The organism is Dactylosporangium sp. CA-052675, from assembly GCF_050947935.1.
Lineage (GTDB): Bacteria > Actinomycetota > Actinomycetes > Mycobacteriales > Micromonosporaceae > Dactylosporangium.
Genome location: NZ_CP192010.1, coordinates 9,122,554 through 9,144,226 on the forward strand (window position 1 = coordinate 9,122,554; position 21,673 = coordinate 9,144,226).

Sequence of the window (21,673 nt, forward strand, 5' to 3'; positions counted from 1 at the left end):
CCGTTCGGCCCTGGCGGGCCTCTCTGCCAGGTCCGCCGGGGCAAGGACAGCGGCCCTGGCGGGCCTGTCCACCGGGTCCGCGGCCGCCCGGACGGCGACCCTCGCGGGCCTCTCCGGCCGGCCTCTTGGCGCTGGGACGGCAGAACCGGCCCGACGAGCCGGCAACCCGCCCACCGGCCCACGCGCCGCAACCGTCCCCTGGGCCATAACCGTCTCGCGCCTTGCCGCGGGCCTATGCCGTGCCGCGGGCCTATGCCGTGCCGCGGGCCTATGCCGTGCCGCGGGCCTATGCCGTGCCGCGGACCTATGCCGTGCCGCGGACCTATGCCGTGCCGCGGACCCTGTTGCCGGCCCCGTAACACGCGGCCACAGCACCGCCACCCGCGGCGCGCCCCATCCGCGCGACGGCCCGCGCAAGCCGCGTCTCACCAACGACTCGCACCCCGATCGCGCAGGGCGCGGGCGTGCTGCTCCAGCGACACCAGCTCGCTGAACAGCCGCAGGTGCTCGTCGGCGCTGCTCACCGGGTTGATCCGCTGCAGCTTCGACTTCAGCTCGCCGATCGTGCGGTTCAGCGCCATGAGCTGCAGGCGGTTGATCGTCACCTCGACGTAGCGCGGGTCCGGGTCGCCGTCCAGGCGCAGCGGCTCCACCGCCAGCTCGGCCACCATCGCGCCCGCGGCCAGGTCCAGGCAGGCCTCGCGGACCTGCTCGATCCAGACCGCCCCGCCGGTCGCGCTCGACGCGCCGCCCGCCTCCAGCACCGCGGTGCGCAGGGCGCTGTAGGTCGGATGCGTGTACATCTCCGGGCCGATCGCGTCGAACATCGGCCCGGCGAGGGCCGGCTGCTGCAGCGCGAGCTTCAGCGCCTCCCGCTCGACCAGCGCCTCGGCGCTGTCCGGGGCGAGGACGCGGCGCTGCTGCGTGGGCGGCATCGGGTCGATGACGCCCTTGGCCGCCGAGGCCACCGAGCGCTGCACCGTCTCGAGCTCCATGCCGAGGTCCCCGGCGAGCTTGCGCGCGTATTCGGGCCGCAGCGTCCGGTCCTTGATCTTCGCGACCAGCGGCGCGGTGGCCCGCAGGGCGCCGACGCGGCCCTCAGCGGTGTCGAGGTCGAAGCGCTGGATGACCGAGCGCAGCGCGAAGTCGAGCAGCGGCTGCCGGTCGGCGACCAGGTCCCGCACGGCCGCGTCGCCCTTGGCCAGCCGCAGCTCGCACGGGTCCATGTTGTCCGGGCCGACCGCGATGAACGTCTGGGCGACGAAGCGCTGATCGTCCTCGAACGCGCGCAGCGCCGCCTTCTGCCCGGCCGCGTCGCCGTCGAACGTGAAGATGATCTCGCCGCCGTAGCCGTCGGCGTCCATGAGCAGCCGCCGCAGCACGGAGATGTGGTCGCCGCCGAACGCGGTGCCGCAGGTCGCCACGGCCACCGGGACGCCGGCCAGGTGGCAGGCCATCACGTCGGTGTACCCCTCGACGATCACGACCCGGCTCTGCTTGGCGATCTCGCGCTTGGCCTGGTCGATGCCGTAGAGCACGTGCGACTTCTTGTACAGCGGCGTCTCGGGCGTGTTGAGGTATTTCGGCCCGTCGTCGTCGTCGAACAGCTTCCGCGCGCCGAAGCCGATCACCTCGCCCGAGATGTCCTTGATCGGCCACACGAGCCGCCGCCGGAACCGGTCGATGAGCCCGCCGGAGCGCCCCTCCCGGCACAGCCCGGCGGTGGTCAGCTCCTGCGCCGAGAACCCCTGCACCCGCAGGTGCTTGGCCAGGTTGTCCCAGCCCTCCGGGGCGAACCCGCACCCGTAGCGCTCGGCCGCCTCCTTGCTGAACCCGCGCTGCGCCAGGAACTCGCGCGCCTTGCGGGCCCCCGGCGTGCCGAGCTGCGCCGCGTAGAAGCGCGCGGCCTCGGCGTGCGCGGCGATCAGCCGGTGCTTCTGGCCACTGGGCCGCACCGGGGCGCTGCCGGCCTCGACGTAGTGCAGCTGCAGCCCGGCCTTGGACGCCAGCCGCTCGACGGACTCCACGAACGAGAGATGGTCGTGGTCCATCAGGAACTTGATCGCGTCGCCGCCGGCGCCGCAGCCGTGGCAGAAGTACACGTTGCGGGTCGGTGAGACGTTGAACGAGGCGGTCTTCTCGTCGTGGAACGGGCACAGCCCCTTGAGGTTGCCGCCACCCGCCGACCGCAGCGTGACGTGCTCGGAGATCACGTCCTCGATCGACGTGCGCTCCCGGACCAGGGCGATGTCCTCGTCCTTGATCTTGCCGGCCAACCGCCACCTCCCCACCAGTCCGGCTTGCGCGCTGTCATACATCCTGCCTCGCGGCTACGACAATTTACGACTCGCACGCCGCCGACGCCTCTCCGGGCGCCTCCCCCGCACCCTCACCCGGCCACGCACCGAGGCGATAAGGCCCTATGGCCTCCGATCCGGAACCATCCACAGTGGAGCCGACGCACGCTCCGGCGGGCGAGACGCGGATCGCGAGGCCGCAGGGGCGCGGGGGTCCGGGGGGGACGCTCGGGCGGGCGACGCGGGAACTCGGGGCGCGGCGTCGCGGGGGTCGGGGGCAAGCTCGGGCAGGCGACGCGGGGACTCGGGGTGCGGCGTCGCGGCGTCGCGGGGGTGCGGGGGTGCGGGGGTGCGGGGGTGCGGGGGTGCGGGGGTGCGGGGGTGCGGGGGTGCGGGGGTGCGGGGGTGCGGGGGTGCGGGGGTGCGGGGGTGCGGGGTCAGTCACGCTCCGGCGGGCGACACGCGGATTTCGGCGCGACACGCACCGTACGGGCGACTGCGGTCTTCGCCACACGGCCCCTCCATTGCGGAATCCGGCGTGCGCACCCGGCCACTTCGGCATACTTGACCAGGTTCACGGGCGCCGACGGCTCGCATCGGCACGGCCCGATCTCGAGCACCTGCTGCGTGCTCCCTCTGGCGATGGGTGGTGCGACCGCGGTGGTCATCGTGCTGCGGACCACGGATGACGTCCTGCGCTGGGCCGGCCGCCTGGTCGACCCGCCCCTGCGAACGGCGATCGGGCGCCTGCCCGAGCCGTCGCGGGAGGTCGCCGAGCTGCAGCTGGGGTGGCACCACCGCACCTGGGGCGGCGAGGACGCCCCCGCCGCCTCGATCCGCAGCGCCCTGACCCTGGTGTGCGCGGACGCGGTCGGCGGCGACCCCCACGACGCGGTGCCCTCGGCGGTCGCCGTCGAGCTGCTGCACCATTGGTCCGCGATCCGCCGCGACCTGGTCGACGAGCACCCCGACGGCACCGCCTGGAGCGTGGTCGGCGCCGAGCCCGCCTCGCTCGGCGGCGAGGCCCTGCTGGCCCTGGCCTTCGACGTGATCGCCACCGGCGACCCGACCCACAGCAACCCCGCCCGCCCCCGCCAGCGCCCCGGCCGCCCCGGACCCGACCGGGCCATGCTGCGCATCCTGGGCGACGCGGTGCAGGAGCTCCTGCACGGGCAGCACGCCTCCCTGGCCCTGCGCGACACCCCGCCCCTGGCCCGCACGCAACCGTCGACCGCCGGCCGGCGCCCGGCCCGCGACTGCTACGAGCCCGGCCGCACCCGGGCCGGACTCGCCGCCGACTCGCCGGCCGTGAGCGGGGACCGCCACGAGGCCGACGACACCGACCCGGCACCGCACCCGCAGCCCCGCACCGCCGGCGCCGCAGGGGCCAACGACGGCGCAGGGGCCAACGACGGCGGCGCAGGAGCCAACGACGGCGCAGGAGCCAACGGCAGCGCAGGAGCCAACGGCGGCGGCGCAGGAGCCAACGGCGGCGCCCGAGGGCGCGCGGCCGCCGCGGGGCGGGGGCCGGTGGGCGGCGAGGAGCGTACCGATCTCCTGCGCGACTGCCTGGCCATGGTCGAGCAGCGCACCGGTGCGCTGTTCGGGGCCGCCTGCGCCCTGGGCGCGGTGGCCGGCGGCGGGGACCCGGCGCAGGTGGAGCGGCTGCGGCTGTTCGGCGTGCGGCTGGGCCTCGCGGTGCAGTTCACCGAGGACCTCCTGGGCATCTGGGGCGAGCGCGGCGGCATCGGGCCCGACCTGCGCCGGCGGCGGCGGTCGCTGCCGGTGGCCGCGGCGATCGCGGCCGGCGCCGACGAGCTGGCCGCGCTCTTCGAGGGCCGGGCCCGGCTCAGCGACGCGGACGTGGAGCGCGCCGCGAAGACGATCGAGCAGTCGGGCGCCCGCGAGTGGTGCCGCCGCCAGGCCGAGGAGCTGCTCTCCCAGGCGCTGCTGGCGCTCGACCTCGCGTCGCCCTCCCCCACGGCCGTGGCCGAGCTCGTCGCGCTGGCCCGCCGCGCGACCGCCACTCCCCGCTGAGCACGCCCACCCCGCAACGCTGAACACGGTCCCCACGCCATGCTGAACACGGCCGCCACGCCCACGCTGAGCGCGACGACCACGCCACGCTGAGCACGACGGCCACGCCGTGCTGAGCCCGGCCACCACCGCGCGCTGAGCGCGCCGCCGCCGGTACCCGGCACGCGCAAATCTTCGGCTCCGGCGAACCGGGGCGAGGCCCGCGTACGCCTAAGGGGGTGAGGCGGGGGAGGCAGCGACCATGGTGGATGCCGTCGAGCAGGAGTTCCACGAGTTCGTGCGGGCGCGGCTGCCCGGGCTGCGGCGCGCGGCGTACCTGCTCTGCGGGGACTGGACGCGCGGGGACGACATCGTGCAGCGCGCGCTCACGGACGTGTACGTGCGCTGGCGGCGGATCCGGCGGGCCGGGAACGTCGACGCGTACGTGCGCACCGTGCTGGTGCACCGGTTCATCGACGAGCGGCGGCGCGGCTGGTCGGCGCGCGTGTCGCTCGTGGACCGGGTGCCGGAGCGGGCGGCCGAGGACGCGGGGCTGCAGGGCATCCCCGCCGGGCTCGAGCTGCGGCAGGCGATGGCTCGGCTGCCCGACCGGCAGCGGGCCGTACTGGTGCTGCGGTTCTTCTGTGACATGTCCGTCGAGCAGACGGCCCGGGCGCTGCGCTGCGCGCCGGGCACGGTCAAGAGTCAGACCTCGGCCGCGCTGGCCACGATGCGGCGGCTGCTCGAGGAGACCACCGAGCACGCGGGGAGGGTGCGGTGAACGACTGGGAGGAGGGCCTGCGGGTCCTCATGCGCGACGGTGACGAGGCCCCGGCCTCGCGCGTCGATCTGGGGCGGGTGGTGACCGACGGGCGGCGGCGCCGGCGGCGGGCCGCGGCCGCGAGCGGGGCGGTGGCCGCGGCGGTGCTCGCGCTGGTCGCCGGGGTGGTGGTCACGCCGCCGGGGCGGCCGGGGGCGGCCCGGTGCCCGCCACGTCCAGGGCGGCGGACGCGCCGGTGCCCGACACGCCCAGCACGACCGACGCGCCGGTGCCCGACACGCCCGGCGCGGCCGACGAGCCGGCATCCGACACGCCCGGCGCGGCCGACGCGCCGGTGCCCGACAGGCCCGGCGCGACGGACAAGCCGCCGCCCGAGGGCCGGTCCCGGCCCGGCGTCGAGGTCACGATGCCGGGCGGGGCGGTCGGCACGGTACACCTGGCCGGCCACGAGGACGGGCGGACCGTCGATCCCGTGCGCCGAGCGGCTCAGGCGATCGCGGCGACGACCTGCGCGGCCCGGTCGGCGTGCTTCTGGTACGCCCCCGGGTACGCGGAGCGCTGGACCGCCTGGGCCGCGGCCGTGACGCTCATGTTCTGCCAGCCGGACACCCGGGCGAGCGCCGAGTAGAACAGCGCGGCCGAGTGCGCCGGGTCCATGAGCTCGGCCACGCTGCCCCAGCCCTGGCTCGCGCGCTGCTGGAACAGCCCGACCGAGTCGTGGTCGGTCGAGACGGCGTCGTGCGGCAGCTTCATCGAGGACGGCACGGCCGGGCTGGCGACGTTGTACAGGTCGCTCTCCTGCATCGCGGTGGCGACCGCGACGACGAGCCCCTTCTCGGGCATGCCCTGGGCGCGGCCCTGCCGGACGATCGCGGCCGCGTTGTTCATCTGGGTCTGGTTCAGCCCGGCGACCGGCCGCGGCCGGGCGGGCGGGGGCGGGGCGGCCGGCGCGGGGGCGGGCGCGTCGGAGAGCGAGGCCTGCCCGTCGAGCTGGGACAGCACGAGCGAGGCGTCCTCGGCGAACAGCGGCGCGGGCGCGGCGGGCGCGGCGGCCGGCGGACGCGGCGCGCCGGCGGTGGCGGAGTGGCCGGCCGAGCCGGACGCGAGCAGGGTGGCGGACAGGACGACGGCGGAGACGGCGACGGGTTTGACGGTCAGCAGTGGCCGGCGATGGCGCGGCTGGAATTGGCGCGGCAAAGGTTTCAGCAAGATCATTCCTCAGACGGATGCGGGCGCGCGCCATCGGCACGATCCCGTGGTACGGCAGGGATCGCGCGGCGGCGAAGCGAACGGTCAGCGGGTGGACACGGGCCAGGTCAGGTCCTGGCGATCACCCGTCCGGGGAAAGACGACACAGGGCGTCGACGAGCACGAGAAGTTCTCCTTCCGGTGCCGCCTACCGGGTTAGCTGACGGGTTCGGGCGGGAGGATTCGCCCTACCGTGACTCGGTCACGGATACACCCCAAGGACTGCGATGGGTCCCCGGCTCACGACGCCGAAGTGAGCGTCGCGACTCGACGGCGCCTGCCCGGTGGCCCCGCGTTTCGGGGCGCGTCGCCCGTGGCAGACCACCCGACAGTAACGGGGACTTCAGGACTCGGCCAACCACAGCAACGGGATACCACCCGGCGCACCGGAACGCTCACCGTGCGCTGTCACACGATCGGTCATCCCGCGCCCGCGCCGTGCGCCCTTGACCTGGTACATCGCCCGATCCGCCAGGCGCAGGGCGGCCCCGGCATCGAGCACCGTGTCATCGATCACGGCCGCCCCGACGCTGACCCGCACCCGCAGCACGTGCCCGTCGTGCACCACCGGCGCCGAGACGGCCCGCTCGACCCGGTCGACGAGCGCGGCCAGGCCGGCGGCGTCGGTGCCGGGCAGGTCGGTGGCGAGCACCACGAACTCGTCGCCGCCGAGGCGGGCCACGGTGTCACCGGGCCGCACGAGCGCGCACAGCCGCTGGGCCACGGCGACGAGCACCGCGTCCCCGGCGTCGTGACCGAGCGTGTCGTTGACGGACTTGAAGTCGTCGAGGTCGCAGAAGAGCAGCACCCCGGTGCCGCGCCCGGAATGCGCCCGGCGGACCGCGGCGGCGAGCGGCGCGGCCAGCGCGTCGCGGTTGGCCAGGCCCGTGAGCGGGTCCCGCGACGCCCGGCGCACCAGGTCGGCCTCGGCCGCCTTGCGCTCGGTGATGTCCTGGACCTGCAGGATGCCGAAGGCGGGCGGCCCGGCCACGATGGACAGCGTCGTGGCGACCCAGATCACCGCGCCGTCGCCGCGCACGCAGCGGATCTCGTAGTCGCGCACCTGGGTGGCCTTGCCCGTGGTCGCGGCGGCGAAGGCGAGCCGGGCCATGTCGAGGTCGTCGGGGTGCAGGAGGTCGGCGATGCGCAGCTCGAGCAGCTCCGCCTCGGTGCGGCCGAGCAGCTCGCACAGGGCGGGGTTGACGCGGGTCATCCGGGCCTGGGTGGCGCCGGCGAGGCCGAGCATGCACATGCCCGTACCGGCACCCGTGAAGGCCAACCGGAAGGCCTCCTCGCTGGCGGCCAGGTGGCGGCGCTCCCGCTGCAGGGCCTCGACGAGATTGGCGTTGTTGATCGCGATGCCGGCCTGCGCGGCGAGCATCTCCAGCAGCTCGCGCTGCAGCGGCCCGGGCCGGCGGCCGTCGGCGGGCAGGTCGACGCCGAGGATGCCGACCAGCTCGCCGTCGGGCGCGCGCAGCGGGGCGAACAGGGCGTCGAGCGGGTGCCAGCGCTCCTCCTCGGGCACGTCCTCGAGGCCGGGCACGGCCTCGGGCACCCAGGAGTGGATGTGATCGCTGTGCCGCTCGTGCGAGAGGTACCGCAGCTGCCCCCACGCCTCCGTGCGCCCGAGGTACGCATCGAGCTCCGCCGCCGGGTACCGCGTCCCGAGCAGCGTCGCGCGCGCCTCCTCCGAGCCGGCCAGCGCGATCGCCTCGTACTCGCCCTCCGGGTGCAGGTAGTTGACCACGGCGACGGCGAACCCGGTCCCGTCCACGACGGCGTCCACGATGAGCTGCAACGTCTCGGCCAGCGTGGTCCCGGTGTTGATGCGGCCCGTGATGCGGTACACCGAGCGGATCGCGGCCATCGCCGCGTCTCGATCACCCATCGCTCGCCTACCCGCATCCGGCCGACCCTGCACCTTTACATCGACGCATCAAACCGGATCTGAAGTAAACCCTTTCGGCGTCACGAGATTGCGGCGGGCAGGCGCAGGGCTCCCGCGGCGCGCCGGGCCTCGCGGGTCATCGCGGCGATCATCAGGCCCTTGCCCGGCAGGTACGGCAGCATGCGCGGCCGCCAACCGGCGCATCGACAGCGCGGGCAGCCCGTCGGTGTCCGCCAGCCGGATCGCGGTCGAGACGAGGCGGCCGGAGATGGCGCGCTTGCTGGACGGCCTGTCGGCGCTGGTGGACGCCCCACGTCGCACATAGCGCGCCGCGCCGCTTTCGCCACTGTTTGGGCGGACGCCGAACGTTTAGCCGTTTTTGCCCCACTCTTGCCGCGCCCGGTTCGTCGTTTTTGCCGCGCCTGCACCGCTGCCGCACCGCGCCGCCGCCCTGCATGCCGCTCCTGATGGTCTCGGCGCAACCACGGGCTCGGCGCAACCGCAGGCGCTCGGCGCGACCACAGGCTCGGCACTCGGCGCGACCACGGCGCGGCGCAACCGCAGGCGCTCGGCGCGACCGCGGGCGCGGCGCGGCGGCAGGCGCTCGGCGCGACCGCGGGCTCGGCGCGACCGCCTGCGTAGGGTTGAGCCATGAAGATCCCGACCGTAACCCTGAACTCCGGCCACGAGATGCCGGTCGTCGGCTACGGCACCTACCCCCTCCAGGGCCGCCCAGCCACCGAAGCCATCCTCGCCGCCATCGCGTCGGGCTACCGCCTGCTCGACACCGCCGCCTCCTACGGCAACGAGGACGCCGTCGGCGCCGCCGTGCGCGAATCCGGCCTCGACCGGGCCGACCTCTTCATCACCACCAAGCTCCGCGGCGCCGACCAGGGCCGCGGCTCGACCCGCGCCGCGCTCGAAGCGTCGCTCGAACGCCTCGGCCTGGACCACGTCGACCTGTACCTCATCCACTGGCCCCTGCCGGCCGTGGGCCGGTACGTCGACTCGTACGCCGAGATGGCCGAGCTGCACCGCGAGGGCCTCATCCGCTCCCTCGGCGTCTCCAACTTCCTGCCCGAGCACATCGACGCCGTGGTCGCCGCGACCGGCATCGTCCCCGCCGTCGATCAGCTCCAGGTCTCGCCGTCGCACGCGCGGGCCGAGCTCGTCGGCGCCGTGCAGGGAAAGGGCACCGTGGTGCAGGCGTGGAGCCCGCTCGAGCGCAACACCGGCGTGCTCGAAGACCCCGGCATCGTGGCCGTGGCCGATCGCCTTGGCGTCACCCCCGCTCAGGTCGTGCTGCGCTGGCTGCTCCAGCGCCAGGTCACCGTCGTCCCGCACTCGTCAAACCCCTCGCGGCAGCGCGCGAATGCCGACCTGTTCGGGTTCGAGCTCTCCGCGGCCGACCTGGCCGTCGTCGACTCCGTTGCCCAGGTGCCCGTCAAACAGGACCCGGCTACCTGGGAAGAGTTCTGAGGACGTGTGCGGCGACAGGGACTTGGCGGCGGGCGTTGTTCCGTTTTCCCCACCAGCGTACCCACCGCCACCTAACCGATCATGATCATGCGCCATCGAAAGAGTCGCTGGTCATGGTAGTTGCAGGGCCCGATCGGACACCGCCCCGCACACTCACGGTAGCCGCGCTGCGGCCCCTGGTGATTACGCCCAGAGCCTACCGGCACACCACCAGCAGCGGCCCCGCACCGCAGCAGCCGACGCCGACCGTGATCAATACCGCTGCGAGCGCGCGGGCGCCCCTGGTCTGCGAGCGGCGCGCGGACGGCAGCGCCTGCTCGACGATGACGGCGGCCAGCCAGGCGGTACACAGCAGCGGCAGGTAGAGGTCCCAGCGATCGTCCCGGAACGCGCTGGCGTTGCCGTTGCCGCCCCAGTTCGGGCACTGCCGCTGGTCGGTGATCGGATTGAGGTACAGCACGAGCGCGGCCAGCGCGACGAACCCGATGAGACAGGCCCACAGACCCCGCAGTCGCTCCACCCCGCGAACCCTAACGACGCCATGTGCAGAACCCGTGCGCCGCCGGTGAAGATCGCCGGCCGGTGACAGGGGTGGACCGAAACACGGCCACCCCGCCACGCGACATCCTCAGCCGAGCAGCTGATCCAGCGGGACGTCCGGGTCGGCGAGCTTGGCCAGGTCGACCGCGGTCCCCTTGTAGCCGGCCCGGACAAGGGCCTGGATCGGATCGGTCACGTCCCAGACGTTCGCGTTCATGCCCGCCAGCACGCGCCCGTCCTTGACCCAGAAGGCGATGAACTCCGGCGCCTTGCCGTCGCGGACGGCCGGGTCGCCGCGGAACACCACGGTGTCGTACTCCCCCGGCACCGCGAACCCGCTGTACTCCATCCCGAGGTCGTACTGGTCCGAGAAGAAGTACGGCACCCGGTCGTACACGACCTCCTCCGAGCCCAGCAGGGCCTTCCCGGCCGCCTTGCCGCCGTTGAGCGCGTTCGCCCAGTGCTCGACCCGCACGCGGCGGCCGAGCAGCGGGTGGTCGAGGTTCACCACGTCGCCCGCGGCGTAGACGTCGGGGGCCGAGGTCGCGAGGTTCGCGGAGACGAGCACGCCGTTGTCGACCGCGAGGCCGCCGTCCACGGCCAGCTCGGTGTTCGGCTGGATGCCGATGCCGACGACGGCCACGTCCGCGGGGAGTTCGGTGCCGTCGGTGAGCACCACGGACGAGAGCGCGCCGGTGCCGCCGAAGGAGGCGACGCCGGTACCGAAGCGGAACGTGACGCCGTGGGCCTCGTGCAGATCGCGGAAGACCGCCGCCACCTCGTCGCCGAGGACCTGCCGCAGCGGCAGGGAGGCCTGCTCGACCACGGTCACGTTCGCCCCGTGGTGGCGGGCCGCGGCGGCGGTCTCCAGGCCGATCCAGCCCGCGCCGATGACGACGACGTTCGCGGCCGTGCGCAGGTGCTCCAGCAGCGCGTCGGACTCGTCGAGCGTGCGCAGGTAGCGGACGCCGTGCAGATCATGTCCGGGCACGTCCAGGGTGCGCACCCGCGAGCCCGTCGCGAGCAGGAGCCGGTCATAGCGCAGCTCGTCGACGCCGTCCAGAACGAGAACATGCGTCGCGGGGTTCAGGTGGGTGACCCGGGTGGCGAGGCGCAGGTCGACGTCGTGCTCGGCGTACCACCCGGGCTCGTGGACGAACGCCTTCTCCCGGGCGCCTTCCTTGCCGTGCAGGTGGTCCTTGGACAGCGGAGGGCGCTCGTAGGGGCGCTCGGTCTCCTCGCCGATCAGGATGATCCTGCCGGTGAAGCCGTCGGCGCGCAGCGTCTCCGCCGCCTTGGCACCGGTCAGGCTCGCTCCGACAATCACGAACGTGCGCTCGTCAGCCATACGACAAGCCTGTCACGACGTGGCGAGACGCGCGTGCCACGCCACGGCGGACTGGTCGGTCAGGCTCGCCACCTGGTCGATCACCACGCGGAGCCGGGCCGCGTCGTCGGGTGCGGCGCGCCACATCGGGGCGAAGACCGGGTCGAGCGCGTCCGGGCCGCGCTCCAGCAGCGCGGCGACGAGCGATTGCAGCAGGTGTACCTCGTCGGCGTACCGCTGCGAGGAGCCCGGCCTGCGCATGACGTACCGCAGCGCGATGCCCTTGAGCAGGGCGCAGTGCGCGCGCACCAGGGGCGGCACGAGCAGGTCGGCGGCGTAGCGGCGCAGCGGGGCCGGCCCGTGGCGCTCCCGGGTGGCCGCGACCGCCGCGGCCGCGAACCGGCCGGTCAGCACGCTCGTCATCCGCTTGAGGGCGATCTGCGCGGCGTGGCTGCCGTCGTAGTCGTCCAGCGGCTCGAACACGGGGTCGGCGAGCAGGTCGAGCAGGATGGCCTCGAGGTCGGCGGCGGACTCGTGGGAGTAGGCGGCGGCCACGTCGGCGCAGAGGGCCCCGCGTTCGGCGGCGTCGATGCGCAGCGGGGCGAGGTGGACGTACCCCCCGTGAATGCCGTCCTCGAGATCGTGCACGGAGTAGGCGACGTCGTCGGCCCAGTCCATCACCTGCGCCTCGAGGCAGCGGCCCGGCCCGGCCTCGGCCCGCAGCCAGGCGAAGACGGCGGCGTCGTCGGGGTACACGCCGAACTTGCGCCGGCCTTCCTCGCGGAACCACGGGTACTTCGACACCGCGTCCAGCGCGGCCCGGGTCAGGTTGAGCCCGGCCCCGGGCACCTTGGCCTCCAGCCGGGTCAGCACCCGCAGCGTCTGCGCGTTGCCCTCGAAGCCCCCGCACGGGCCGGAGACGGCGTCGAGCGCGTCCTCGCCGTTGTGCCCGAACGGCGGGTGGCCGAGGTCGTGCGCGAGCCCGGCGGTGTCGACGACGTCGGGGTCGCAGCCGAGGCGGGCGCCCATCTCGCGGCCGATCTGGGCGACCTCCAGGGAGTGGGTGAGCCGGGTGCGCAGGAAGGCGTCGGTGCCGGCCGTGTGCACCTGGGTCTTGGCGGCCAGCCGGCGGAAGCCCGCGGAGTGCAGCACGCGCGCGCGGTCGCGCTGGAAGGGGGTCCGGCCGTTGTCGGCCGAGGTGGTGAGCGTGTCCTTCTGCGACTCGGGCACGAAGCGGTCGGCATCTGCGGAGGTCACGATTCGAGCTTAGAAGAGTCCTCACCTCTGGGCTCCGGGATCGGCACCGGCGGTTCGGCGGGGGGCTCGCGGGCCGGGGGTTCGTTCAGCGCCTCGACCATCGGGGTCATGAGCACCTTGACGGCCGCGACGATCGGGATGGCCATGAGCGCCCCGACGACGCCGAGGATCGCGCCGCCGGTGAGCGCGGCGAGCAGGACGGCGACCGAGGACAGGTCCACCGTGTTGCGCAGCACGCGCGGGGCGATGAGGTAGTTCTCGACCTGCTGGTACGCCACGAAGAACACGACCAGCACGACCGTGGACGTCACGTCGCCGGTGACCAGCGCGACGATGCAGCAGCCGGCGGCGCCGACGGTGGCGCCGATCATCGGGATGAGGTCGGTGAGCGCGACCCACACGGCCAGCGGCAGCGCGAAGGGCACCCCGAGCGCGAAGAGGCAGACGAACGACGACACCCCGGCGAAGAGGCTGATGATCAGGTTGCCGATCATGTAGCCGCCGACCTTGTCGACGACGACGTTGATCGCCTGCGCGGCGCGGGGCCGGTTGGCCCGCGGGACCATCCGGACCAGGCCGCGGCGGATGCGGGGCAGGTCGGCCATGAAGTAGATGGTCAGCACGGTCACCAGCAGCACGTTGAGCATGGCGCTGAAGACGCCGGTGAGGACCCCGAGCGCGCCCCCGCCGACCTTGGCCGGCAGCGTCTTGGCGAACTCGGTGAGCCGTTCGGTCAGCCCGTACCGGTCGGCGATCTCCTGGTAGGTGCGCGAGCGGTCCTGCAGTTCCTGCTGGTAGTGCGGGATGTTGGCGAGCAGGTCGCCGGCCTGCCCGACGAGCGGGGGCACCAGCGACCACACGAACCCGACGAGGATCGCCAGGACCAGCACCCCGATGACGGCGACGGCGATCGAGCGGCGCACGCCGTGGCGGATCAGCAGCCGTACCGCCGGATCGAGACTGACCGCGACGAAGAGCGCGATGATCACCTGGACCAGCACCTCGCGCACCGAGTAGAGCGTGAACGCGGCCAGGCCCACCGTGAGCAGGCCCAGCCCGGCCGCGATGGCCAGCCGATAGGTTTTCGCGAAGGTCATCGGTTTGGCCGGATGATGCAAAATTCGTTGCCCTCGGGGTCGGCGAGGACCACCCAGGCGGCATGCTCGGGCTCTGCGAGGTCCACGTGCCGGGCGCCCATGTTCACCAGCCGCTCGAGCTCGGCGTCGAGGTCGTCGGGGCGCAGGTCGAGGTGCAGGCGGTTGCGGGCCCGTTCCTCGTGGTGCTGCAGGGTGAAGACGATGCGCGGATGGCCGTCGGCGGCCGGGCCGATCACCACCTCGTGCGGGGCTACGCTCTCGACGCGGTGGTCGAGCACTTCGGCCCACCAGCGGGCCAGGCGCTCCGGGTCGATGGCGTCCACGATCAGCGCGTACCAACGGCTCCCCATGTACACCTCCGCCTTGAGTGGGGACTCACCATACGCCGAGCGGAGGGCCGTCGCAGCCGTCCACTGCGGCGGGGGTTGGGCAGCTTAGTACGTTTCCGGCGCCCATGGGCGTCAAACGTGCAAATTGCAAAACTCAAAAACCGATCAGTCAAAGGTTCCTACCCGAAGCACGGAGTAGTCGATCCATGACTGCGGGGTAACTTGCCGTGAACGCGCCGTGCCATGCGGCACCGCGCGTCCAGGTAAGCCGCGAAACCAGGAGCAAGTGTTGCCCGTTATCGATGATTGTCTCCGCCGCGCCATGTCCATCCGGGGCGCGATCGGGGCCAGCCTCATCGACTACACCACCGGACAGACCCTCGGGCTCGAAGGCGGCCAGGAGCACGTCGCGCCCCACGCCGACCCCACCGCCGCCGCCCTGGGCACGGCGAGCGTGATCCATGCCGCCATGCAGACCGCGGCCTATGCCCCGGCCGTCCCGGGTGACACCGTGGAGGACGTCATCATCAGCACATCGGCCGCGTACCACCTCATCCGGCCGGTACGCACCAGCTTCGACTCCCGCCTCGTGCTCTACGTCTGGCTCGACCGCAACGAGGGGAATCTGGCCATGGCCCGCCGCCGGGTCCGTTCGCTCGCCGACGACCTCGCGTGAACGCGGTCGCGGCGGGATCCCCCGGCAAGCAGCCCCAGTTCCCGCGGGGCACCTCGCCCGTCAAGGCCCTCGGGCAGCTCGCGGCGCGGGGCGCGACCGGCGCGCTGACCGTGCACGGCGAGCCCGGCGGCGTCGTCTTCCTGCGCGGCGGCCTGGTCAACGGCTGCGAGTCGCCGGCCGCGCCGAGCGTCGACCGGCTGCTCACCGCGTGCGGCAAGGTCGAGGAGCGGGTGTGGGAGACCATCCCGTCCCGGCCCGCCCGCGCGCTCGTCGAGGGCGGGCACGTGACCGCGGCCGAGATCGAGCTCTGCGCGCTGCAGGCGCTCTACGACGCGGCGTTCTTCGTGCTCGGTACCGCCCGGGCCGAGCTGCGCTTCGACGAGGGCATCGAGCACTGGCTCGGCGCCGAGGGCACCGTGACGGCGGACCAGGTGTGCGACCACGTCGCCCGTCAGCGGCGCATGCTCGACGAGGTGCACCCCTCCGACGCAACCGACCTCGCACCGGTCGTGCCGGTCCCGCGACCGGGACTCGACCGGGTGCTGCTGTCCGGCCTGCAGTGGGAGATCGTCCTGCACGCGGACGGGCAGCGCACCCCGCAGGAGCTGGCCGGCCTGCTGGGACGCTCGGCCTACGCCGTGACGCTGGACGTGCGCCGGCTGGCGGCGGCGGGGCTGGTCGCGGCGCCGGAGACTCCGGCGGAGACTCCGGCGCAGACTCCGCCGGAGGCGCCGGCGGTCAGAGCCGTCGCGGCGGTACCGCCCGAGCCGCCCCCCGAGCCTGCGCCGACGGAGCCGCTGCCCCAGCGCGTCCCCGGCACCTTCACGTTCGAGGATCCGGCGCCGTCTCCGGCGCGCCGGGAACTGCCGGCGGGGGTCAGCGCGCTGGCGGTGCTGCCGGGGGCGATCGACAAGTCACCGGACGACTCGCTGCTGAAACGGATTCGCGCGGCGTTGATGGCGCTGCGGTAGGGGCCCACCGGTCCCGCCGCGGCGGAAGGGAGGAGACGACTCGATGAGGACCGACGTGGAGCTGCGCGGCGAATTGCTGGCGGAGCTCGGCCGGCTGCGACGGGTGGTGCCGGAGATCACCGGGTGCCTGGTCGCCAGCACGGACGGCCTGCTCATCGCCGAGGACGCCCACGAGCTCGCGGTCGAAGGGGTCGCGGCGCTCGCGGCGGCCGGCCTCGGGGTGAGCCAGCGCATCGCCGACAGCGCCGGTCACCAGGACTTCCAGGAGGTGCTCATCAGCAGCACAGGAGGGCACGTCGCCATGTACATGGCCGGGCACGGCGCGGTGCTGGTGCTGCTGGCCCGCGCCGACGCGAACGTGGCCCGGCTGCACCACGAGGCGCGCCGGGCGATCGCGGTGGTGTCCCGGGTGATGGCCGACGCCGCGCTGGGCTTCGAACGGGCCGTGCCGGAGCCGGCGGCATGGTGAGCCGGGGCGGCGGCCTGCACCGCAGACCCAGACGAAGTACCGATGCTTCCCCCACTTCCCCTACTAGAACACTCTCGGAGGTAGCCATGGCGGACATGGAGACTGCGCTCAAGGAACTCATGCAGATCGACGGTGCCGTCGGCGTAGCGCTCGTCGACTACAACAGCGGGATGGCGCTCGGCGTGCTCGGCGGGTCCAAGGACCTCGACCTGACCGTCGCCGCGGCCGGCAACACCGACGTGGTGCGGGCCAAGATGCGCACGATCGAGATGCTGAACCTCAAGGAAGGCATCGAGGACATCCTGATCACGCTGGCGAACCAGTACCACCTGATCCGCCCGGTCACGGGCCGCTCGGGCAAGGGGCTGTTCCTCTACCTGGCGCTCAACCGGCAGCGCGCGAACCTGGCGCTCGCCCGCCACCAGCTCTCGCGCGTCGAGGACGAGATGGAAGTCTGAGTCCGCCGCACACGAGAAGAAGGCCGGGGCGCCGTTGCCCCGGCCTTCTCAGTGCTCACCGGGGACTCGAAACCCGGTGAACGGTCACCTGCCGCCGACCCACGTCATCGGGAGTCGGAACCGGTGGTCTCGATGGCCGCGCGCCCGGCCTCCAGGCGGGCGACCGGCACGCGGAACGGCGAGCAGGACACGTAGTCCAGGCCCACCTCGTGGAAGAAGTGCACGGAGTCGGGGTCGCCGCCGTGCTCGCCGCACACCCCGAAGTGCAGCTCGGGCCGGGCCGCCCGGCCCTCGTCGACCGCGATGCGGACCAGCCGGCCCACCCCGTCGCGGTCGATGGACTCGAACGGCGAGACGCCGAAGATCCCCAGCTCCAGGTACCGCCAGAAGAAGGCTCCTTCGACGTCGTCGCGGGAGAACCCCCAGCCCATCTGGGTCAGGTCGTTGGTGCCGAACGAGAAGAAGTCCGCGGCCTGGGCGATGTCGCCCGCGGTGAGCGCGGCCCGGGGCACCTCGATCATGGTGCCGATCTTCACGTCGACGGCGAACTCGCCGATGATCTTCTCGGCCTCGGCGCGGATCGTCTCGAGCTCCTGCACCGCGCCGACCAGCGGCACCATGATCTCCGGGTGGGCGTCGGGCACGGCCGCGGCCGCCTCGACGATCGCGCGCACCTGCATCGCGAACAGGCCCGGGATGACGAGGCCGAGGCGCACGCCGCGCAGGCCCAGCATCGGGTTCTCCTCGTGCATGCGGCGCACGGCGTCGAGCAGGTCCCGGTCGTGGCCGGGGTCCTCGCCGCGCTCCTCGGCCACGGCCACCTTCACCGCGAGGTCCTCCAGCGGCGGCAGGAACTCGTGCAGCGGCGGATCGATGAGTCGTACCGTCACAGGCAGTCCGGCCATCTCGCGGAACAGCTCCGTGAAGTCCTCGCGCTGCAGCGGCAGCAGCTCCGCCAGCGCGGCCTCGCGCTGCTCGGTGGTGCGGGCCAGGATCAGCCGCTCCACGAGCGCGCGGCGCTCGCCGAGGAACATGTGCTCGGTGCGGCACAGGCCGATGCCCTGCGCGCCGAAGCGCCGGGCCCGGGCCGCGTCCTCGCCGGTGTCGGCGTTGGTGCGCACCCGCAGCCGGCGCCGCTCGTCGGCGTGGGTGAGGATGCGGTGCACGGCCGAGACCAGCGGGTCGGCCTCGGGGTCGAGGGTGCCCTCGAAGTACTGCACCACCGGCGAGGGCTGCACGGGCACCTCGCCGAGGTAGACGCGGCCGGTCGTACCGTCGACGGAGATGACGTCCCCCTCGGACACCACGTGACCGTCCACGCTGAACTGTCCCTTGTGGAGGTTGACGTCGAGCTCGTCCGCCCCGCACACGCACGTCTTGCCCATGCCGCGGGCCACGACGGCGGCGTGCGAGGTCTTGCCGCCCCGGCTGGTGAGGATGCCCTGCGCAGCGATCATGCCCGGCAGGTCGTCGGGGTTGGTCTCCCGGCGCACCAGGATGACCTGCTCGCCCTCCTTGGCCATGGCCACCGCGTGCTGGGCGTCGAAGACCGCCTTGCCCACGGCCGCGCCCGGGGACGCCCCGACGCCGCGGGTGAGCTGCTCCGGCTCCGCGGACAGGTCGAAGGTCGGGAACATGAGCTGGGCGAGCTGCGCGCCGGTCACCCGGTGGACGGCCTCGTCGAGGTCGATGACGCCCTCGTCGACGAGGTGCGTGGCGATCACGAACGCGGCCGCGGCCGTGCGCTTGCCCACCCGGGTCTGCAGCATCCACAGCTTCCCGCGCTCGATCGTGAACTCGATGTCGCACAGGTCCTTGTAGTGCTCCTCCAGCGTGGTCATGATCGACATCAGCTGGTCGTAGCTGGCCTTGTCCCGCTGCTCGAGATCCTGCAGCGGCATCGTGTTGCGGATGCCGGCCACGACGTCCTCACCCTGGGCGTTGGCGAGGTAGTCGCCGTACACCCCGCGCTCCCCCGTCGCCGGGTCGCGGGTGAAGGCGACGCCGGTGCCGGAGTCGGCGCCCAGGTTGCCGAAGACCATCGCGACCACGTTGACCGCGGTGCCGAGGTTCGACGGGATGCGCTCCTGGCGGCGGTACAGCACCGCCCGGTCGGCGTTCCAGGACCGGAACACGGCGCCGACGGCGAGGTCGAGCTGCTCGCGGGGGTCCTGCGGGAAGTCGCGCCCGGTGTGCTCGCGGAAGATCCGCTTGTACTCGGCGACGAGGTCCTTGAGATGCCCGGCCTTCAGCCCCACGTCGTCGCGCGTGCCGGCACGGTGCTTGGCGTCGTCCAGCGCGTGCTCGAACTCCTCGCCCGGCACGTCGCAGACGGTCTTGCCGAACATCTGGATGAGCCGGCGGTAGGAGTCCCAGGCGAAGCGCTCGTCGCCGCCCGCCTGCGCGGCGAGCCCGGCGACGCTGTCGTCGGTCAGCCCCACGTTGAGGACGGTCTCCATCATGCCGGGCATGGAGAACTTGGCGCCCGAGCGCACCGAGACGAGCAGAGGGTCGGCGGGCTCCCCGAGCCGACGGCCCATCTTGTCCTCGAGGGCGGCGAGGTGCTTGGAGATCTCGTCCTGGCCCGGCATCTCGCCGGTCTCCAGGAACGCGCGGCAGGCGTCGGTCGTGATCGTGAAGCCGGGCGGCACCGGCAGACCGAGGTTGGTCATCTCGGCCAGGTTGGCGCCCTTGCCCCCCAGCAGGTCCTTGAGGTCGCGGTTGCCCTCTTCGAAGTCGTACACGAACTTCTGCACAACGCCTCCATACCCACTGAGCCCACGTTTAGGTCCTGGGTGTGCCGGACACCGTAAGTCGTTTTTTTGGCCCGTGGCCATGGCGGGTGACAAGTCTGACAAGAATCGGCACACGCTTCGATTCCCCCTGCTTTTGGGAGCGGTCCCACGAGCAGAAACGCGCATCTTCGCTGCTGAGAGCGCTCTCTTTCCCGTCTCGTCGGTCGATGCGCTTTGTTGATTCGGCGGTACCTTTTCCGCGCAGAAACGAACTTTCTCGTTTTGCCCCCTGGCGCTCGCTTGGGGCGCTCTCGCGCTCGTTTGGGGGCGCGGCGGCGCTCCCGCACTCGTTTGGGGGCGCGGCGGCGCGCTCGCGCTCGTTTGGGGGCGCGGCGGCGGGCGTGGGACCATCGGGGCGTGCCGCTCCAGCTCGGACCCCACGTCGTCGACCCGCCGGTCGTGCTCGCCCCCATGGCGGGCATCACGAACCAGGCGTTCCGCCGACTGTGCCGCGAGCAGGGCGCCGGCCTCTACGTGTGCGAGATGATCACCACAAGGGCCCTGGTCGAGCGCAACCCGAAGACCATGTCGATGATCAGATTCGCCGAGGGTGAGCACCCGCGCAGCCTGCAGCTCTACGGCGTCGACCCCGCCACGATCCGCAAGGCCGTGGAAATGGTCGTAGAGGAAGACCTGGCCGACCACATCGACATGAACTTCGGCTGCTCGGTCCCGAAGGTGACCCGCCGCGGCGGCGGCTCGGCCCTGCCGTGGAAGCGCCGCCTGTTCGCCTCGATCGTGTCGTCAGCGGTGGACGCGGCCGAGGGCCTGCCGGTCACGGTGAAGATGCGCATCGGCATCGACGACGACCACCAGACGTACCTGGACGCCGGCCGAATCGCCCAGGACGCCGGCGTGGCGTGGGTCGCCCTGCACGCCCGAACGGCAGCACAGCGCTACTCGGGCACGGCGGCCTGGGACGCGATCGCGGCTCTGAAGCAGTCTCTGGACATCCCGGTGCTGGGCAACGGCGACATCTGGGAGGCCACGGACGCCCTGGCGATGATGTCCGAGACCGGCTGCGACGGCGTGGTCATCGGCCGCGGCTGCCTGGGCCGCCCTTGGCTGTTCGCCGACCTGGCCGCGGCCTTCGAGGGCCGCTCAGACCGCGTGCTGCCCAACCTGGGCGAGGTGGCCGCCCTGATGTATCGGCACGCGGAGCTGCTCACCGAATGGCTGGGCACCGAACGCGACGGCGTGACGGACTTCCGCAAGCATGTGGCCTGGTATTTGAAGGGCTTCCCGGCGGGCGGCGAACTGCGTCGCTCCCTGGCGATGTCCTCATCACTGGGCGAACTGGCCGATCTGCTGGGCGAGCTGGACCACTCGGCACCTTTCCCACGCGAAATCCTCGGCCAGCCACGGGGCCGAACAGGCACTCCGGGCAAAGTCGTCCTGCCCGAGGGCTGGCTCCAGGACCGCGACTCCGACCTCATTCCGGAGGGCGCCGAACTGGACGACTCCGGCGGCTGATCGCGCCACACCGGAATGGCCTTTTGACCTCCGTGAACGCCATCCTCGTCGCATCCTCATCACGCCCTCATTTCATTGGTGCCGAACTGGACGACTTCGGCGACTGACGGCCCTTCACGGTCATCCCATGTCTGGATCTACCTTCTGACCGATGCCACCGTCGCCTAACGGTATGTGAACACTGAATGGCGCAAGATCGTGCGCTTCTCGAGCATTAAAACCCACACGACGTAACAGGCGAATCAGGAATTCTTGGGCAAGCTCGTTCGCGGCGCCAAACAACTGTACGCCAGGGTCATCGAAACGACCCTCCCGGAACGCCGGCCCCACCCGGTCCGACAATTCGGCAGACACGCACCAAGAAAGATATATGCCCGCTCCAGCGTCGTCGCCGGTGTCTATTTCAAGCTCGACACCGGAATGCACGATCTCCGCAGTAGCAGTGTCGCCGACCACCAAGCCAGCCAACCGAAGAGTCGACCTTACGGCCTCAGCCAGCGCGTGGAGCCGATCAGTCGAATCTTGCGACAGATGGTCGAATTCCATGACACAGCCAATCGTGACGCTTGCGC

At 72.6% G+C, this 21,673-nt stretch carries 19 protein-coding genes and 1 riboswitch; of the genes, 8 read left to right on the forward strand and 11 right to left on the reverse strand.

Annotated elements, in window-relative coordinates; all coding sequences use genetic code 11:
* Positions 1-425: 425 nt before the first annotated feature.
* Entirely contained in the window at positions 426-2,276 is a 1,851-nt protein-coding gene (gene dnaG, locus ACQP1P_RS40880) for a DNA primase (protein ID WP_433079687.1), read from the reverse strand.
* Positions 2,277-2,939: 663 nt separating this feature from the next.
* Here dnaG and ACQP1P_RS40885 point away from each other — a divergent pair.
* Both ACQP1P_RS40885 and ACQP1P_RS40890 read left to right on the forward strand, forming a co-directional pair.
* Positions 2,940-4,334: a polyprenyl synthetase family protein gene (locus ACQP1P_RS40885; RefSeq protein ID WP_433079689.1), complete on the forward strand. Its 1,395-nt coding sequence runs from the start codon at positions 2,940-2,942 to the stop codon at positions 4,332-4,334.
* Between the two features lie 241 nt (positions 4,335-4,575).
* Positions 4,576-5,094: a SigE family RNA polymerase sigma factor gene (locus tag ACQP1P_RS40890; RefSeq protein ID WP_433079691.1), complete on the forward strand. Its 519-nt coding sequence runs from the start codon at positions 4,576-4,578 to the stop codon at positions 5,092-5,094.
* A 171-nt stretch (positions 5,095-5,265) separates the two neighbouring features.
* Here the strand turns inward: ACQP1P_RS40890 and ACQP1P_RS40895 are convergent, their stop codons facing one another.
* The 3 genes from ACQP1P_RS40895 to ACQP1P_RS40905 all read right to left on the reverse strand — a co-directional run bounded on the left by ACQP1P_RS40895 (position 5,266) and on the right by ACQP1P_RS40905 (position 8,230).
* Positions 5,266-5,523 (reverse strand): hypothetical protein, encoded by a 258-nt coding sequence (locus ACQP1P_RS40895; RefSeq protein ID WP_433079693.1) that lies wholly within the window; start codon positions 5,521-5,523, stop codon positions 5,266-5,268.
* A 57-nt stretch (positions 5,524-5,580) separates the two neighbouring features.
* Positions 5,581-6,303 (reverse strand): hypothetical protein, encoded by a 723-nt coding sequence (locus ACQP1P_RS40900; protein WP_433079695.1) that lies wholly within the window; start codon positions 6,301-6,303, stop codon positions 5,581-5,583.
* A gap of 169 nt (positions 6,304-6,472) precedes the next feature.
* Positions 6,473-6,612, reverse strand: a riboswitch (cyclic di-AMP (ydaO/yuaA leader).
* A gap of 73 nt (positions 6,613-6,685) precedes the next feature.
* Complete coding sequence (locus tag ACQP1P_RS40905) at positions 6,686-8,230, reverse strand: diguanylate cyclase domain-containing protein (protein ID WP_433079697.1); 1,545 nt, start codon at positions 8,228-8,230, stop codon at positions 6,686-6,688.
* Between the two features lie 651 nt (positions 8,231-8,881).
* On the opposite strand from ACQP1P_RS40905, the gene ACQP1P_RS40910 reads away from it, so the two are divergent.
* Positions 8,882-9,709, forward strand: a complete 828-nt coding sequence (locus tag ACQP1P_RS40910) for an aldo/keto reductase (RefSeq protein WP_433079699.1) — start codon at positions 8,882-8,884, stop codon at positions 9,707-9,709.
* A gap of 196 nt (positions 9,710-9,905) precedes the next feature.
* Here ACQP1P_RS40910 and ACQP1P_RS40915 read toward each other — a convergent pair whose 3' ends face one another.
* From ACQP1P_RS40915 to ACQP1P_RS40935, 5 genes are all read right to left on the reverse strand, one after another.
* The gene (locus tag ACQP1P_RS40915) at positions 9,906-10,229 is read right to left on the reverse strand and encodes a hypothetical protein (protein ID WP_433079701.1); all 324 of its coding nucleotides are present in this window, start codon (positions 10,227-10,229) and stop codon (positions 9,906-9,908) included.
* A gap of 108 nt (positions 10,230-10,337) precedes the next feature.
* Entirely contained in the window at positions 10,338-11,597 is a 1,260-nt protein-coding gene (locus ACQP1P_RS40920) for an NAD(P)/FAD-dependent oxidoreductase (protein WP_433079703.1), read from the reverse strand.
* A gap of 12 nt (positions 11,598-11,609) precedes the next feature.
* Positions 11,610-12,833, reverse strand: a complete 1,224-nt coding sequence (locus tag ACQP1P_RS40925; protein WP_433079705.1) for a deoxyguanosinetriphosphate triphosphohydrolase — start codon at positions 12,831-12,833, stop codon at positions 11,610-11,612.
* Positions 12,830-13,930 (reverse strand): AI-2E family transporter, encoded by a 1,101-nt coding sequence (locus ACQP1P_RS40930; RefSeq protein WP_433079707.1) that lies wholly within the window; start codon positions 13,928-13,930, stop codon positions 12,830-12,832. The genes ACQP1P_RS40925 and ACQP1P_RS40930 overlap by 4 nt, the downstream gene beginning before the upstream one ends.
* Positions 13,927-14,253, reverse strand: coding sequence for a VOC family protein (locus ACQP1P_RS40935; RefSeq protein ID WP_433079709.1), 327 nt, complete (start codon positions 14,251-14,253; stop codon positions 13,927-13,929). The genes ACQP1P_RS40930 and ACQP1P_RS40935 overlap by 4 nt, the downstream gene beginning before the upstream one ends.
* Before the next feature lie 328 nt (positions 14,254-14,581).
* Here ACQP1P_RS40935 and ACQP1P_RS40940 point away from each other — a divergent pair, with 328 nt between their 5' ends.
* The 4 genes from ACQP1P_RS40940 to ACQP1P_RS40955 all read left to right on the forward strand — a co-directional run bounded on the left by ACQP1P_RS40940 (position 14,582) and on the right by ACQP1P_RS40955 (position 16,833).
* Positions 14,582-14,935, forward strand: a complete 354-nt coding sequence (locus ACQP1P_RS40940) for a hypothetical protein (RefSeq protein WP_433079711.1) — start codon at positions 14,582-14,584, stop codon at positions 14,933-14,935.
* Positions 14,932-15,906, forward strand: a complete 975-nt coding sequence (locus ACQP1P_RS40945; protein WP_433079713.1) for an ADAM 12 protein — start codon at positions 14,932-14,934, stop codon at positions 15,904-15,906. Before ACQP1P_RS40940 ends, ACQP1P_RS40945 begins: the two co-directional genes overlap by 4 nt.
* A gap of 43 nt (positions 15,907-15,949) precedes the next feature.
* Positions 15,950-16,375, forward strand: a complete 426-nt coding sequence (locus ACQP1P_RS40950; protein WP_433079715.1) for a roadblock/LC7 domain-containing protein — start codon at positions 15,950-15,952, stop codon at positions 16,373-16,375.
* A gap of 86 nt (positions 16,376-16,461) precedes the next feature.
* On the forward strand, positions 16,462-16,833 hold the full coding sequence (locus tag ACQP1P_RS40955; protein ID WP_350620724.1) for a hypothetical protein: 372 nt from the start codon (positions 16,462-16,464) through the stop codon (positions 16,831-16,833).
* Positions 16,834-16,937: 104 nt separating this feature from the next.
* Here the strand turns inward: ACQP1P_RS40955 and ppdK are convergent, their stop codons facing one another.
* On the reverse strand, positions 16,938-19,589 hold the full coding sequence (gene ppdK / locus ACQP1P_RS40960; protein WP_433079717.1) for a pyruvate, phosphate dikinase: 2,652 nt from the start codon (positions 19,587-19,589) through the stop codon (positions 16,938-16,940).
* 450 nt (positions 19,590-20,039) lie between these two features.
* Here ppdK and dusB point away from each other — a divergent pair, with 450 nt between their 5' ends.
* Positions 20,040-21,101, forward strand: a complete 1,062-nt coding sequence (gene dusB / locus ACQP1P_RS40965) for a tRNA dihydrouridine synthase DusB (protein ID WP_433090328.1) — start codon at positions 20,040-20,042, stop codon at positions 21,099-21,101.
* A 120-nt stretch (positions 21,102-21,221) separates the two neighbouring features.
* On the opposite strand, the gene ACQP1P_RS40970 is transcribed toward dusB, so the two are convergent.
* Entirely contained in the window at positions 21,222-21,647 is a 426-nt protein-coding gene (locus ACQP1P_RS40970; protein WP_433079719.1) for a hypothetical protein, read from the reverse strand.
* Positions 21,648-21,673 lie beyond the last annotated feature (26 nt).

Excerpts from the sequence above, each read along its gene's own strand:
- ACQP1P_RS40890 (WP_433079691.1), top strand. The coding sequence starts at position 4,576 with ATGGTGGATGCCGTCGAGCAGGAGTTCCACGAGTTCGTGCGGGCGCGG.
- ACQP1P_RS40910 (WP_433079699.1), top strand. The coding sequence starts at position 8,882 with ATGAAGATCCCGACCGTAACCCTGAACTCCGGCCACGAGATGCCGGTC.
- ACQP1P_RS40940 (WP_433079711.1), top strand. The coding sequence starts at position 14,582 with ATGTCCATCCGGGGCGCGATCGGGGCCAGCCTCATCGACTACACCACC.
- ACQP1P_RS40885 (WP_433079689.1), top strand. The coding sequence starts at position 2,940 with ATGGGTGGTGCGACCGCGGTGGTCATCGTGCTGCGGACCACGGATGAC.
- ACQP1P_RS40920 (WP_433079703.1), bottom strand. The coding sequence starts at position 11,597 with ATGGCTGACGAGCGCACGTTCGTGATTGTCGGAGCGAGCCTGACCGGT.
- ACQP1P_RS40955 (WP_350620724.1), top strand. The coding sequence starts at position 16,462 with ATGGCGGACATGGAGACTGCGCTCAAGGAACTCATGCAGATCGACGGT.
- ACQP1P_RS40970 (WP_433079719.1), bottom strand. The coding sequence starts at position 21,647 with ATGGAATTCGACCATCTGTCGCAAGATTCGACTGATCGGCTCCACGCG.
- ACQP1P_RS40950 (WP_433079715.1), top strand. The coding sequence starts at position 15,950 with ATGAGGACCGACGTGGAGCTGCGCGGCGAATTGCTGGCGGAGCTCGGC.
- ACQP1P_RS40905 (WP_433079697.1), bottom strand. The coding sequence starts at position 8,230 with ATGGGTGATCGAGACGCGGCGATGGCCGCGATCCGCTCGGTGTACCGC.
- ACQP1P_RS40930 (WP_433079707.1), bottom strand. The coding sequence starts at position 13,930 with ATGACCTTCGCGAAAACCTATCGGCTGGCCATCGCGGCCGGGCTGGGC.
- dusB (WP_433090328.1), top strand. The coding sequence starts at position 20,040 with ATGGCGGGCATCACGAACCAGGCGTTCCGCCGACTGTGCCGCGAGCAG.